The following is a 15069-nucleotide window of genomic DNA, read 5'->3' on the forward strand; positions in this document are numbered from 1 at the left end:
CCGGTAAGAATCGAGGTGAAGCCTCAATTCTCGCCGGAACTAATCTTAGATTGTTTGCTGCTGGTTATTTTTTTGCCAAGGCTGCGGCAAAAGAAGTCACCGACCGGACAAGACCGCCTTCAGCATGGTATAACCAAAAGGACTAGGAGGTGGGCACATGACCAGAAAAGCCGTTTCGCGGGTGTTATTTGTCTTGATGATCGTGGCCACCTTATTTAGTGTGCTCACACCACTGGAGTCCGTGCGCGGGCAGTCGATGGCGCCGACGTTGAAGTCCGGTCAGTGGCTGCTGGTCGCCAATTACCGGCTGCTGCGGCACACTGGGTTAAAACCCAAGCAAAGCGACATCGTGACGTTTGCCAACGCTGACAAAGTACCTTACTTGCCGCCGCGCCGGCAGCTGGTCAAGCGGGTGATCGGCATGCCGGGAGACTTGATCGGCATCAATCAGACTAAGGTGTACCGCAACTCACGGCCGCTGAAGGAGCCGTACGTCAAGCACCCGATGGACAACGCCAAGTACCAGTACGACGGGCGACCGGATGGCGGCCAGCCGTTCACCGATCCCAGTTATCAGCGCTCGTCGTACCTGCGCGGTGGGGAATACTTCGTGATGGGGGATAACCGGCCAAACTCCGCCGATTCACGCTGGTTTGGTCCGATCGACCGCACGCAGATCACCGGGGTCGTCCTGGCGAAGCTGCCGATCCGGCGCACGGGCCCGGCGCAAAACGCGTTGTGGGTCCTCATTCATTTTCTGCCGATGCTGTTGGTCGTGGCGTGGTTTTTGACCGCCTGCTGGCCGGATCTAAGGACGATGCTCACCCGGCCGCGCGAGTAGCGGCGGTCAGCTAACAAAATTGTTATGGGCGTAATCGTTCTTTTTCTGGCGGCGCGGGTGTATCCTACGCATAGACGGCGCGCAGGCGCGCGGGAGGAGTAAGGTATGGGAACGATTCTGACAGTTGATCATCTCGACAAGTCATTTGGCAAAAAACAGGTGCTGCACGGGGTGGACTTTTTCGTTGAAGAAGGCCACATCGTCGCGCTTGTCGGCCCGAACGGCGCAGGGAAAAGCACGATCATGAAGGCCATTTTGGGGCTGATCCCGGTGAACGGCGGCGGGGTCGACATTAAGGGCCAGCCGGTGTCCATTACCTCGCACCAAGCGCTGCGCAACGTCGGCGCCTTGATCGAGTACCCGGGCATTTACCCGTTCATGACCGGCCGCCAGCAGCTGGCGCTTTTTGCCAATCAGCACGGCAAGGCCAAAAATGTGGAAACCATCATCGCCGCCATGGGGATGGGCAAGTACATCGACTTGCCGGCCAAAAGTTACAGCCTGGGCATGAAGCAAAAGTTGGGCATTGCGCAGGCGCTGGTCAATGACCCGAAGCTCGTGATTCTCGACGAGCCGATGAACGGGCTGGATCCGCAGGCGGTCAAGGATCTGCGGGACCTTCTGCGCAACTTGGCTGCGCGCGGCACCAGTATCCTGATCTCCAGTCACATTTTGTCCGAGCTGGAAAAGCTTGCCGATGACGTGTTGATCCTGAATCACGGCCACATCATCAAGCACTCAACGATGGACGCGCTGGAGCAGCAAGGCGGCGTCGGCTACACCATTGAGGTCAGCAACCTCGACCAGGCCAAGGCGGCCATGGCGATGGCGAACCACCCGTTTGAAACCGCGGGCAGTGCGATTATCTTGACCCAGGCCAAGGCCGGCGACCTCAACCATGCGCTTTATGCGCTGGTGCAAGGCGGCGTGGCGATCGTCTCGATTACGCAGCAGGCGCACGACCTTGAAGGGGCCTTTTTGGACATGATGCACACAGATGGCGGGGAGGCTTAGTCATGGGGACACTGATTAAACAAGAAGTGTACAAACAGTGCCACAAGCGCGGCTGGCTGATTGCCACGCTGATCATGATGCTGGGCCAGATTGGTTTTGGCATCTTAGGCAAAATGCAACCGACATGGTTCCCAGCTGGCGCGCTGGCTTCTGAGGATTATATCATGGGGGAAATCGTGATTTTCATCGCCATTGCGTCCACGGCTTCGATTGTTTCAATGGAGTACCAGTACGGCACGATGAAGCAGCTGCTGTACCGGCAGTATTATCGCAGCCAGGTGTTTGTGGCGAAGATCATCACGGTGCTTTTGCAGCTGGCGTTTTTGCAGGCGGTGGCCTGCGCGATGACCTTCATCCTGACCCTGATCTTGCATCCTGGTTACGACTGGATGGCCAAGATTGGTGGCACGACCGCCTTGCAGACTTACTTCAAGCGCGTCGGCGGGGATTTACTCGTTGACCTGTTGTTGCTGTCGGTCGTGCTGCTGCTGTCCACCCTGTTTAAAAGCAATGCCGCGGCGATCGCGACCGGCTTGGTTGGGTACTTCCTGATCACGCTTGCCGCAACGCTTCTGCTGGTGGCGATTGGCCACTGGCACTGGGTGAAGTGGAACCCGTTCACATTCCTGCTGGTCGGGGCGCAGATCCTTAATCCAAGCATGGCGCACTCAACCTACATGAGCACGGAAACCATGATCGCCGGCACCTTGGTTTACACTGTGATTTTTGGGTTTATCGCCTACCTGAGCTTCCGCAAGCGCAGCATCTAGGCGGGAAAAGGAGAATCTGATGGCTGAAATGATTGTTACCACTACCGAACACATTCCGAACCACGAGTACGAGATCATCGGCGAGGTCTTCGGCGTCACCACGCAGTCGCGCAACATGGTGTCCGACCTCGGCGCCGGGCTCAAGAGCCTGGTCGGCGGCGAGATTAAGGGATACACGAAAATGCTGTCAACGTCGCGCCAAACCGCCGTTGACCGGCTGCGGGACGAGGCGGCCGCGCAAGGCGCCGATGCCGTGGTCATGATGCGGTTTGACTCCGGTTCGATCGCCCAGGACATGCAGTCCGTGGTCGCGTATGGCACCGCGGTGAAGTTTACCGACTAAGCCTTTTACAAAATGATCAGACCAAAATAAGCGGCCTTCCCTCCCCGGAAGACCGCTTGTTGTTCATAATGCCCTAGATGCCTGCCCGACGCACGAACTACGGTTGATAACTCTGGATCAGCCTGGGCAGGAAGCCTTCCGGCAGTAGCGCGTGCCAATCGTGGCCCAAGGTGGTGACGATATTGCCCTGGCCTACGCGCAGCGCGCGGTGCACAAACTGCTCGCACTTGGCTCGCCGTTTGGCCGACGGTGCGAGGGAGTAGGCGGCGAACAGGCAAGCCCCTAACATCTGCCACCCGTACGGGGTCGCGATCAGAAGCTCGCGCTTCGGGTCGTCTTCGAGCCAGGTGAACTGGGCGATAAACTCCTCAGCCTGACTCGGAAACTCGGTCACGACGCGACGCACCGCCTGGCAAAAGCCGATGCAGTAGTGAACGCCACCGATCAGCTCGGGGTGGAGCTTCATCAGGCGCCAACCCTTGTTGAAGACTAGCGCAAGCTGCGCCGGGTCCAGCCAGTTGACTAGTGCCTGGACCGAGTACATTTCCATGGCCTCCCAGTGATTGACCTGCATGAGCTGATTAAAACTCTGTGCCGCCATCTGCCGCATTTTGCCCGCGGCATCGTCTGGTTGATTCGCCGCGACCTTGAGGATGAACAGTTCCTGATCCAGGATGCGTGAGGGGATGCCTGGCAGCTGGGTGGCGAAAGTGGTGATCACCTGCTGCGGGTCCGTTTTTGCCGCTAAGGGTCGGTACTGGATCCGCCTGAAGGCCTCGTTTAAGGATAACGGTTTGGGCCCGGCCGGTGGGGTGACTCGTTCTAGGATTTGTGAGGGCAGCAGCGCTAGCGTACCGCACAGCCGCATGAGGTTGCCGAAGGACAACTGGGTTTGCCCAGTTTCAAACCGGTGCAAGGCAGCCGGGCTGACGATCGCAGCCAGATCTTTTTGCCGCATGCCCATTTCCTGACGCCGAAAGCGGATAACGTCACCAGGCGTGGCAGCTACAGTGTAGGTGAGCGGATGGTCCACCAGCGCGGGGTTGTGCTGGACTTGGCTAGCCTTGGTGCGTGCAAACATCATCGTGAACCACTGGGCGTCTGTTTCGATCCCCATGGCGTATAAGGTACTGATCAATTTTTCTACCTGGTCGGCGTTTGCCAAAGTGGGCTCCTTGATCCAGCGTGCAACCGCCACCCCGTACTGCCAGTTGGGCGCAAACTCCTGGGCCGAGGCGTAACTTTGCAGATGTGTGAAATAAGGCCGAAGCTCTGTCTGCATGGCGGCAATCATTGGCTGATCGCGGTGCATCAGCGCCCCAAGCCAAAGCATCAGTACCTCCATCTCGTGCCATTCGCCACTGACCCGTTTGGTTCGCTGCCAAAGCAGGTCAAGCAGCTCAGGGCTGGCGGGGCCGATGACCGCCTTCAGGAGCTCGAGGCCCAGAAAGTTGAAGGTTTCGGGCACTGCCAGGCGGTCGGCGACTTCCTGCTCGGCGGCCGCGCTGAGGTGATAATTCGGATCAGGCCAGTGGGTGCCCGCTTCGAGCAGGATGTGGGCCAACCGCGTCATCGCAGTGGGCTTGGGATGAGCGTCTAGGTAACTCTGCACCCGGTTTTTTAACTGGCCGGTGTCGTTGAGTTGGATGATTTCCTGGAGTTCCAAGGGAAAATTAGCGGTATCGCTGTTGTAGAAATCCATGAAGTCGAAGTAGCCGCTTCCGATTTGCTGAAGAACGCGAATGGCCTTGTCGGCGCTAATGTCGATCTCGCCTCGCTCAAAGCGTGACAGGGTGGCACTGGAGCCGGCACCGGTGACCTCTTCAAGCGTCAGGCCGCGCCCGGTTCTGCGGTCGCGAAAGAACTTGCCGAGCCGGTGCCCAGTGTCTGTTGGTGTGCTCATGGTTGCCCCCTCCCTTCCGGTTACCCTTTAGTATAACGCCGCGGCTAACTTGACCTTTAGCCTAATGCACGGCGGCGGTGCTGATAAGCAAATTTGTATATCTGCACATTCGGTTGTGGCCAATGCATCTAGCCTGGGAAAATTTTAGGCGTCAATTTAAAATCAGGCCGAAGTTTACTCCGGTCGGTTGGTGAACCCCTTGCCTGAATGCGCTACAATGGACACATAAGTAAACGGGAGGGATGCGCATGGCAACAGTTGAATTGAAGCGGTACACCGTTGTCAACGAGTACGGCGAATTCCTCGAGGACGATGACCTGCTGCTTTTGCCCGGCTGGACCAAGGACCTCAAGAAGACTTGGATCACCTACAGCGCGGTGGAAGCTCAGCGCGTGGCCAATCAGGCAGAAGGGACCGCTTGCGAGATCAAAATGACCCCACTTGCCCAGGAGGCCAACAAGGCCTCGCATCGCGGGGTGCCGATTTCCGTGCAGAAGCAGGTCATCACCTTGTGGCAGCAGGGGATGTCCTACCGGAAAATTGCCAGCCTGCTGAAGATCTCCAAGTCCTCGGTGGGAAACATTGTGAATAAGGATTAATCGTGAAATCGTCGGCCCAGTGCTGGCGGTTTTTATATTGCCATTTTCGATCACTTTGTGACCTCCCGCTTGACCAAGCTTTTGGTGGCGCGACCACGTTGATGCTAAGATAGAAGCAGCGTTGATTAGGCAAGTCTAAGGGCGAGCGACCGGCATCAGCGACTTTCGCGCGGACAACTGCGCGATTTGGAGGGAAAACATGGATGATTTATTTGCCCATGCGCCGGTGCCCAAAGCATACATGCACTTGGCGTTGCCGGTTGTCTTAGGAATGGTCGCCAGCATGGTTTACAACTTGGTCGACACTTTTTTTGTGGCTCAAACAGGGAATGCTGATCTGGTCGCAGGGGTCACGCTGGGGGCGCCCCTGTTCTCGTTTATGCTGGCGGTCGGTGATATTTTTGGCCTCGGCGGCTCCGCGCTGTTGTCGCGGCTGCTGGGCAACGGCAAGCGCGCGCAGGTGCGGGCGCTGTCGAGCTTTTGCCTGTACGCGGCGGTGGCGCTGTCGCTAGTCATTACGGTGCTGCTGCTGGTGTTCAAGCAGCCGATCCTGACAATGCTGGGGGCCACTGCGGCGACGCGGCAGTACGCTGGGGCGTTTTACTCCATGCTGGCAATCGGGGCGGTGTTTATCATCGTGTCGCTGGTGCCGGGGAACATCATACGCACGGAAGGCCTGGCCAAGCAGTCGATGATCGCCACACTGGCGGGCACGGCGCTGACCATCGTGCTGGATCCGATTTTTCTGTTCGGCTTGCACTGGGGTGCTAGTGGCGTCGGGTTGGCGAACGTCCTGGGTTACGCGCTGAACACAGGGCTGCTGCTGTGGTTCACGCAGACCAAGGCCCAGTACCTGAGCATTGCCCCTAAGGTCGCGAAGGCCAGCCGGGCGGCCGTGGGGTCGATCCTCGCCATTGGTATTCCCGCCAGCCTGACTAATTTCATGCAGAGCCTGGGGACGATGCTGCTAAATCAGCGCCTGTCCGCTTACGGCGCAAGCGCCGTGGCCGCCATGGGCATCGCGCAAAAAGTCTACATGATTGTCATGCTGATCATGGTCGGTTTTGCCTTTGGGGCCCAGCCGCTGATTGGCTATAACTTCGGCGCCAAGGCGCACAAACGACTGGCGGCGATCTTGCGGTTCGATTTTATCGTGGAAATCGGCTATGCGCTGGTCGCGGCGGCGGTGCTGATGCTGCTGGCCAAACCGCTGGTGGCGCTGTTTATGAACCGGCCGGCGATCGTCAGCATGGGCAGTTTGATGATGCGCGCACTCTTGATCACCACGCCGTTTATCGGCGCCATTCTGGTTTTCACTACCGTGTTTCAGTCGGTGGGCCAGGGGCTGAGTGCGCTGATCATGGCGGTTTCCCGGCAAGGGGTCGTGTTCGCGGTCGCGCTGTGGCTGCTGCCGCAGTGGCTGGGTTTTGACGGCATCGTCTGGGCCCAGGCGGCCGCGGACCTCATTACTTGCGTCATCGGCTACGGGTTGTATCACCGCAGCAAGCGGACCATGTTAGCTTAGGGAAAAAAACGAGACGTCTCGAGCATGCTCGAGGCGTTTTTTTCATTCTAATGACGTGCCAAACACTGGCATTTGATGAGAAGTGTCAGATATTTCTGAACCGATGTCAGGTTATCTGACATAATCGGTCGACACTCGTTCGGGTTTTCTGTAACCTATAACTATTAAGTTCAGAAAGAGGCGATTTGGTGTGAGACGTCATTGGGGAATCATCGGACTGGTTGTGGCCCTGGGCCTTGGCATTTTTTCCGGGCAGGTGGCCAAACCCGAACGGGTGCAAGCGGCCGAGAAGACGTATACGATCGCCATGGATACGACGTTCCCACCCTTCGAATTCGCCGATAAGAACAACAAGCGCGTCGGCATCGACATTGACCTGATCCGCGCCATCGCGAAGGCCGAGGGCTTTAAGGTCCAGCTGAAGGCGACCTCGTTCAACGGTGCGGTTCAGGAGCTTCAGGCCAACCAGGTCGACGGTGTCATGGCGGGGATGAGCATTACCCCCGAGCGGAAAAAGGTGTTTGCCTTTTCTGATCCCTACTATCAATCCGGGGTCGTGATGGCGGTTGCCAAGAAGGGTCACATCACCAAGCTGTCACAGCTGCGTGGCAAGCGGGTCGCGGTTAAAACCGGGACCGCCTCGGCGGACTACGCCAACAGTAGCAAAAAGAAGTACGGGTTCAAGACGGTGACGTTTGACGACTCGAATAACGTGTACCAGGACGTCATCTCAGGGAACTCCGCGGCCTGCTTCGAGGATAAGCCGGTCATGCAGTACGCGATCGCCACTGGCCTCGGCCTGAAGCTAGGCAACATGAAAATGGCGATGGCTAACGACTACGGCATCGCGGTCAGCAAGTCCAACCCGGAGCTGGTCAAGAAGATCAACGCCGGCCTGAAAAAGGTGCGCAAGTCTGGCGAGTACACGAAGATCGTCGAAAAATACCTCGGCAATGGGTCCCAGGCCGACACGGATAAAAAGGCCAAGGAAACCAACGACACCAGCAGCACCTTCATGGGCCTACTGAAGTCGAACTGGGGCACGCTGATGAGCGGCCTCGGCGAGACGATTCAGCTGACCGTTGTGGGCATTTTATGTGCCACGATTGTCGGCGTCCTGATTGGCCTGCTGGGCGTGGTGCCGAACAAAATCGCGCAGGGGACTGCGACGACCTTCATCTACATTTTCCGCGGCCTGCCGCTGATGGTGCTGGCGCTGTTCATTTACACCGGTGTGCCAATGGTGATCGGGACCAAGATCCCCGCGTTCGTCGCCGGAATCGTCACGCTGACGCTGAACGAAGGTGCGTACACCGCTGCCTTTGTCAAAGGCGGGATCAATTCGGTCGACGTCGGCCAAATGGAAGCTGCCCGCAGTCTGGGCTTGCCGTGGGGCAAGGCGATGCGGCGCGTCATTTTGCCGCAAGGCCTGCGGATCATGGTGCCAAGCTTCATTAACCAGTTCATCATTACCCTGAAGGACACCTCGATTCTGTCGATCCTGGGTCTGATGGAGCTGACCCAGACTGGGAAAATCATCATCGCCCGCAACATGGAGGGCTTTAAGATCTGGACGATGGTGGCGCTGATTTACCTGATCATCATCACCCTGCTGACGTGGCTGTCGAATTGGGTGCAAAGGAGGGTCCACGCATGACCACACGGATCGAAATGAAGAATGTTGTCAAAAAATACGGCACCAACACCGTGGTGCGCGGTGTTAACCTGAAGGTCGAAGACGGCGAGGTCGTTGCCATGATTGGCCCGTCTGGTGCCGGCAAATCGACCGTGCTGCGCATGATGAACGGCTTGGAAACCACGACCTCAGGTGAGATCCTGATCGATGGGACCGATATTGCGAAACCACATGTCGACATCGACAAGGTCCGTGCCAAGATCGGGATGGTGTTCCAGCATTTTAACCTGTTCCCCAACATGTCCGTGTTAGGAAACGTGACGCTGGCGCCGACCGAGCTCGGCATGATGACCAAGGACGAGGCTGACAAGGAGGGCCGCCGCATGCTCGACAGCGTCGGGCTGGCTGACAAGGTCGATGCCATGCCCAGCACCCTGTCCGGCGGCCAAAAGCAACGGGTCGCCATTGCGCGAGCTTTGACCATGCATCCGGATATGATGCTGTTTGACGAGCCGACTTCGGCCCTTGATCCCGAAATGGTCGGTGACGTGCTGGGCGTCATGCGCAAGCTGGCCAAGCAGGGCATGACCATGGTCGTCGTGACCCACGAAATGGGGTTCGCCAAGGAAGTTGCCGACCGGGTCGTCTTCTTTGAAGGCGGCGAGATCCAGGAATCCGGCACGCCGGATCAGGTCTTTGAGCACCCCAAGAACGAGCGGCTGCAGAGCTTCCTGCAGAAGGTACTGGAAGCCTGACACTGATAATAGACAAGCTGAGCGTCTCACTTCATTGAGGCGCTTTTATTGTGGCAAGAAAACAGCTGGTCGATTGCTTTTCCCGGGAAATATACTCAGCCGAACCAACGATGGCGCCTTGTGATCATCAATTCGGTCGACAAAACCCATCCAGTTAATTTGCTGACTGGATGGGTTCGTTTTCGATTTAAATAGGGGAACTGAATGATTACAGGCGCTCACCATTTGAGGCGATGACCTGCTTGTACCAACCGAACGACGCCTTCTTGTAGCGTTTGCCTGAGCCGTTACCCTGATCATCAAGGTCGACGTAGATGAATCCGTAACGCTTGCTCATCTGGCCGGTCGAGGCGGAGACCAAATCGATGCAGCCCCATGGCGTGTAGCCCATGACGTCGACGCCGTCTGCCAAGGCGCCTTGGATCGCCTGGATGTGCGCGCGCAGGTAGTTGATGCGGTAGTCGTCTTGCACAAAGTGGTTGGCGTCCGGCACGTCCTTGGCCCCCAAGCCGTTTTCAACCACGAAGACGGGCTTTTGGTAGCGGTCCGACAGCTCGTTCAGCGCGATGCGCAGGCCGGTTGGATCGATCTGCCAGCCCCAGTCCGACGCCTTCAGGAACGGGTTGCGGACGCCGCCGACCAGGTTGCCATTGGCGGTTTCCAGAGACTTGTCAGTGACGTTGACCGCCGTTGACATGTAGTAGGAAAAACCGATGTAGTCGACCGGGTTAGCCTTGAGGGTGGCGAGGTCCTCGGCGGTGACGTCAAGGTCCTTGAAGCTGAAGCCGTAGCGGTTCATCACGGACTCGGTGTAAGCCGGGTAGGTGCCACGCACCTGCACGTCGCCGCAGAAGTGGTTGAACGCCTGATTCTCCTTCAGCGCTGCGAGTTGGTTCTCCGGGTTGGCATCATAGGCGTAAGTCGTCGCGTACAGGAGCATGCAGCCGATTTGCAGGTCGGGACGCAGGCTGTGCGCAATTTTGACCGCCCGAGCGCCGGCGACGAACTGGTTGTGCCAAGCTTGGTAGATGTTTTGCATCTTGTCGGCACCGTTACTTTTGACCAGGCCCTGGCCCATGACCGGGAAGTGCAGCGCCGAGTTGATCTCGTTGAACGTCATCCAGTACTTCACGCGGGCAGCGTAGCGGTTCAGGATCACCCGCGCGTAGGTTTCGTAAAAGTCGATCAGCTGGCGGTTCTTCCAGCCGCCGTACTTGGTGACCAGATTCAGCGGCATTTCGTAGTGGCTGATGGTGATGACGGGCTTAATGTTGTACTTGAGGCACTCGTCGATCACGCGGTCGTAAAACTTAAGGCCGGCCTCGTTAGGGCGTGTATCGTCGCCGTTAGGGAAGATGCGGCTCCAGGCCACCGAGAAGCGGTAGCACTTAAAGCCCATTTCGGCGAATAGCTTGATGTCGCCTTGGTAGTGATGGTAAAAGTCGATGCCAGAATGGTTCGGGTACCGGTACTTGGTCTCGTCGATCGACCAGTCGAAGTCCGGCTGGTTGGCGATTTTAAAGCGGTCCGGACCGCCGGGCAAGGCGTCGGCAATGGACAAGCCCTTGCCATCGCCATTGTACGCGCCTTCCAGCTGGTTGGCGGCAGTGGCGCCGCCCCACAGGAAATTTTTAGGAAAAGCTGACATGCGAGTCGCTCCTTTCGCTTAAACCACGTAGAACAGTGGATCGTCATTGGTGACCTGGGTCTTGTCACTCGGCTGGATTTCCACGAAGTCCTTGGTGTTGGTGACCACGACCGGGGTGGTCGTGTCGTAGCCGGCCTTCTTAATGGCGTCGAGGTCGGCATCCATCAGCAGGTCGCCTTTCTTCACGCGCTGGTTGGCTTCAACATGCGCGGTGTAATACTTACCCTTGAGCTCAACGGTATCTAGGCCAATGTGGATCAGGACTTCGATCCCGGTATCACTCTTCAGGCCAATGGCGTGCTTAGTCGGAAAGACGGTTTCGATCACGCCGTCAAATGGCGCGTAGAAGTGGTTGTCTTCGGGAATAACTGCGGCGCCATCGCCGAGCATTTTCTGGGCGAAGGTCGCATCATTGACACTTTCCATGGTGATCAGTTCACCCTTGACGGGGCTGAAGACCTTTTTGGTGGTTTTGGCACCGCTGGCAACCGTCGAGCTGGTTTGCTCAACCGTGGCCGTTGCGCTGGCGCTAGCACCGGCGGCTGCTGGTGCCACCGTCTTGCTCGCAGATGGGTCTGGGTCGTCTTTGAAGCCGAAGACCATGGTCAGGATAAAGGTCAGGACAATGGAAATGACGGCGACAAAGACGGCGTTGATAATGTTGCTGAAATACTTGGCGTTGACGAACTGCGGCAGAGACAGCAGGGAAGGAATCGCAAACGCGAAGGACTTCAGGTGCACAATGCCCATGTACAGGCCGGAAACGGCGCCGGAAATCATGACGGCGTACAGCGGCTTCTTATACTTGAGCGAAACCCCGTACAAAGCGGGCTCGGTGACGCCGGCCAGAAACGCGGAAATGGAAGCGGCAGAGGCGACCTGACGGGTGTTCTTGTTCTTGGTCTTGATGGCAACAGCCAGACTGGCCGCGCCTTGGGCCAGGTTGGCGGCCAACATGGCAGGCAGAATCAGGCTATCAGGCGTTGCGACCGAGGCAGCCAGGAAAATGGGTGCAAAGGCCCAGTGCATCCCGGTCATGACGATCAGCGGCATGAAGGCGGCCATCAGTGGCATGGCGAGCCAGGACGCGTGCTTGTTGATGAAGAGCACGATCCAGGAAAGGAGATCGCCGGCCCAGGTGCTGATTGGGCCGATGACGACCAGCCCGATCACGCCGACAATGAAGATCTCAAGCAGCGGTTTCAAAATACTCTTGAGGCTGGCTGGCAGATACTTTTCCAGGAACATCTCAAGGTACTTCATGAACCAGACGATCAGCAGGATCGGAATGACCGAGCTGGAGTAGCTGGCCAATGTGACCGGCAGACCCATCAAATGAACAGGCTTGCCCAGATTGACCAACTTGATGAAGTTCGGGTGAATCAGGATGGCGCCAGCGATGACGGCCATCATCTGGTTGACCTTGAAGTACTTGGAAGCGGTGATCGCCAGTTCAATCGGCAGGAAGTAGAACGGCGCGTCGCCGAAGACGCTGAGGATCGTGTAGGTCTGACCGGTGGCACTCATCCAGTGCAGGGTCGTCAAGAGAATCAGGACGACCTTGATCATGCCGCCGCCGATCAGCGCAGGGATCAAAGGCGACATGCAGGACGAAATAAAGTTGGTGAAGCGGTCGAACAAGTTGCCGGACTTCTCGGCCGGTGCGGCAGTCGCCGTGGCACTGGCGTCGCTGTTTTCGTCCGTAGGGAAGTTGCCCAACTTAACGACGGCGGCGTAGTAATCAGACACGGCATTGCCGATGATCACTTGGTACTGGCCGTTTTGGTGGTTGATCCCCATGACACCGGGGATCTGTTTCATTTTGGCATCGTCGACCTTGCTTTCGTCCTTGAGGCGAAAACGCAGCCGGGTGACGCAGTGCGTGAGGTAGTTAATGTTGCCCTCGCCGCCAACGCCTTCGTAAATCTGCTTGGCAGAATCTTGAACACTCATACTGACATCTCCTTGAATAATTTCGGTAAAAAAAGACCCAGCTCGCCATTGCAATGGTGAACTGGGTCATGCTCACAATGTGATAACACCCCAGAAAACGCGGATTATAGGTTTTTGACCAACCGGCTGATGTGCACGGTCAGGAAAAGCAGTTCAGAACTGGTGATTTGAAAATGGTACGTCTTGGCGATGTACGCCTCGATTTGCTTAGTGCACGCGTAAGGCCGCGGGTAGCGCGCCTTGATCGTCGCCAGCATGTCGCCGTCTTCTTCGTCGTAGTGCTTGCCTTGCAGCACGCGCTGGGCGAAGAACTTCAGGTGGGTGATGAAGCGGTAGTAGTTCAGCGACTGCTCGTCGAACTCGGTGTGAAAATAGTCCTTCACGATGCCTTCGCACGCCTTGACGATTTTGGTCGTCTCGTACGCGAGGTCCTGTTCGACGCCGCCTTCGCTTTCCGCGTTGACGAAGTGGATCGCGACAAACGCGTCTTCGTCTTCGCCTAAGTTGACGTGTTCCGCCTGGTTGACGACCTCAACGGCTTTTTGCCCAACGGCGAACTCGTCCGGGTAGAACCGGGCGATGTCCCACTTCAACGCGTTGGTCAGGAAGACTCCCTGCCGGGCGCGCTTGACGGCCATGTCGAGGTGATCGGTCAAGTTCACGTAAATGATGTCGTTGAGCTTTCGGCCCAGCTTGATCTTGGCGAAGTTGATGATCCGCTCGGCGGCATCGATGATGCTCATGGGGACGTCGATGACCAGGTCGGTGAACTTGCTGAGGGCGTCTTTGTCCTTGAGCAGGAATGTCTTTTCGACCTTGGCCAGCGGCACTTCCTCGCCGGGCTTGCGACCAAAGCCGAGGCCCGACCCCATGACCAGCACGGCGAGCCCGTCGTGGTTGGTGGCAATGGCGGTATTGTTGTTCAACACGCGTTTGAAAATCACCAGCGGTCCCTCCTTTAGATGAAAAAAGACTCACCCATACCAAAGACACCTGGTGTGGATAAGTCATGCTCGATTGCTCGATAACACCTTATCTGACGTTTTCTGATGAGTGGCGGTGCGGCTTGCCGAAGCAATCACCTCGCGCCAACAGTTTATCAGTGTAGTCATCTTTGACACCGCTGTCAAGAACGGTCTACGCCAATCTTTCCGGCAGAGGGGGGACTCGTAGACCAGCTTTCAGTGACCCGTCAAGGAAGCGGGCTTAATGGCCGGGGCTGGAGAGGAGATGGTACGGCCCAAGCCATATCGGGTGCCCGATTCAAGGCACAAAAGACGGATAATAGCGGTAAAGCGTTTTTATAGAACCAATTATGCTTTCTTTAAAACGATTCACAGACCTGGGCGGATGCTTAAAGAGACTTGTGGGGGAGACCAGGGGCTAACTATTAGGAAATAAATTCATAGTAATTAAGACAAACCGAATGGTGATGATTAGGCAACAATTTAGCTGATTGCCTCGCTGCCGGCAGGATTGATTTTCAGCTTCCAGCATTGCTCTTTAACGTCCGATTGGCGCGGATGCGAGCGGAATAAACCAATCACTCGTGAATGCCCTCGTGTATTTTCCTTAAGTCGACGCCGCCTATAGAGACCGCAAGCCGAAGGATGGGTTGTCAGCCACGGCCTGCGAAATCATGTAAAAATAATTGGATTGAACGAACCCTCTTCATGAGGGGGGCCATGACTTTATAGTTAGCTTTAGCCTACGCTTGGTGACGATTCGGACGACATGAGTTGCGGTCCGGGACACGTGTACAAGGTGAAAAAGAGTGGTTTGAGAGTTGATTCGCTTGATAACAATATTCTATAAACATATTCACTATTATTTATGATTGAAAACAATACCCCATTATTCTATAATATTTTCTATGAAAGTCTTTGGGGGAAGTCTTTTCGGGTGGTGCGTTTGTTTGCTTGCGGCCAAGTATAGGGTCTTCTTCCAACTCGTGAGGGTTGTTTTTTTATGCGATCAATGCGGAAGGAGGAGCCAATGAGTGAACGGAAGCCAAAGCGAAATACCATCCCCAGTTTACAATTCAAGTGCAACACCCTGACGACTAGACCAGAAAGGCCATGA

12 protein-coding genes are annotated in these 15069 nt (G+C 56.6%); 8 read left to right on the forward strand and 4 right to left on the reverse strand.

Features of this window, described 5'->3' with window-relative positions; all coding sequences use genetic code 11:
* Positions 1-157 precede the first annotated feature (157 nt).
* From lepB to FC75_RS08930, 4 genes are all read left to right on the forward strand, one after another.
* Entirely contained in the window at positions 158-841 is a 684-nt protein-coding gene (lepB, locus tag FC75_RS08915; RefSeq protein WP_054665127.1) for a signal peptidase I, read from the forward strand.
* A 105-nt stretch (positions 842-946) separates the two neighbouring features.
* Positions 947-1855: an ABC transporter ATP-binding protein gene (locus FC75_RS08920; RefSeq protein WP_056989689.1), complete on the forward strand. Its 909-nt coding sequence runs from the start codon at positions 947-949 to the stop codon at positions 1853-1855.
* A gap of 2 nt (positions 1856-1857) precedes the next feature.
* Positions 1858-2625 (forward strand): ABC transporter permease, encoded by a 768-nt coding sequence (locus tag FC75_RS08925; protein ID WP_054665133.1) that lies wholly within the window; start codon positions 1858-1860, stop codon positions 2623-2625.
* A gap of 19 nt (positions 2626-2644) precedes the next feature.
* A complete protein-coding gene (locus FC75_RS08930) occupies positions 2645-2968 on the forward strand; it encodes a heavy metal-binding domain-containing protein (protein WP_054665137.1) in 324 nt (107 codons plus the stop codon).
* A gap of 97 nt (positions 2969-3065) precedes the next feature.
* Here the strand turns inward: FC75_RS08930 and FC75_RS08935 are convergent, their stop codons facing one another.
* Positions 3066-4871, reverse strand: coding sequence for a helix-turn-helix transcriptional regulator (locus tag FC75_RS08935; protein ID WP_056989690.1), 1806 nt, complete (start codon positions 4869-4871; stop codon positions 3066-3068).
* A gap of 248 nt (positions 4872-5119) precedes the next feature.
* Between FC75_RS08935 and FC75_RS08940 the strand changes: the two genes are divergently transcribed.
* The 4 genes from FC75_RS08940 to FC75_RS08955 all read left to right on the forward strand — a co-directional run bounded on the left by FC75_RS08940 (position 5120) and on the right by FC75_RS08955 (position 9386).
* The gene (locus FC75_RS08940; RefSeq protein WP_054665147.1) at positions 5120-5470 is read left to right on the forward strand and encodes a sigma-70 RNA polymerase sigma factor region 4 domain-containing protein; all 351 of its coding nucleotides are present in this window, start codon (positions 5120-5122) and stop codon (positions 5468-5470) included.
* Positions 5471-5669: 199 nt separating this feature from the next.
* Positions 5670-6995 (forward strand): MATE family efflux transporter, encoded by a 1326-nt coding sequence (locus tag FC75_RS08945; RefSeq protein ID WP_054665151.1) that lies wholly within the window; start codon positions 5670-5672, stop codon positions 6993-6995.
* Between the two features lie 190 nt (positions 6996-7185).
* A complete protein-coding gene (locus tag FC75_RS08950) occupies positions 7186-8652 on the forward strand; it encodes an ABC transporter substrate-binding protein/permease (RefSeq protein WP_056989691.1) in 1467 nt (488 codons plus the stop codon).
* A complete protein-coding gene (locus tag FC75_RS08955; protein WP_056989692.1) occupies positions 8649-9386 on the forward strand; it encodes an amino acid ABC transporter ATP-binding protein in 738 nt (245 codons plus the stop codon). Before FC75_RS08950 ends, FC75_RS08955 begins: the two co-directional genes overlap by 4 nt.
* 208 nt (positions 9387-9594) lie before the next feature.
* Here FC75_RS08955 and FC75_RS08960 read toward each other — a convergent pair whose 3' ends face one another.
* The 3 genes from FC75_RS08960 to licT all read right to left on the reverse strand — a co-directional run bounded on the left by FC75_RS08960 (position 9595) and on the right by licT (position 13931).
* A complete protein-coding gene (locus FC75_RS08960) occupies positions 9595-11034 on the reverse strand; it encodes a glycoside hydrolase family 1 protein (RefSeq protein WP_056989693.1) in 1440 nt (479 codons plus the stop codon).
* A gap of 18 nt (positions 11035-11052) precedes the next feature.
* Complete coding sequence (locus FC75_RS08965) at positions 11053-12987, reverse strand: beta-glucoside-specific PTS transporter subunit IIABC (protein WP_056989694.1); 1935 nt, start codon at positions 12985-12987, stop codon at positions 11053-11055.
* A gap of 104 nt (positions 12988-13091) precedes the next feature.
* A complete protein-coding gene (licT, locus tag FC75_RS08970) occupies positions 13092-13931 on the reverse strand; it encodes a BglG family transcription antiterminator LicT (RefSeq protein WP_056989695.1) in 840 nt (279 codons plus the stop codon).
* Positions 13932-15069 lie beyond the last annotated feature (1138 nt).

The organism is Lacticaseibacillus camelliae DSM 22697 = JCM 13995 (genome assembly GCF_001436615.1).
Lineage (GTDB): Bacteria > Bacillota > Bacilli > Lactobacillales > Lactobacillaceae > Lacticaseibacillus > Lacticaseibacillus camelliae.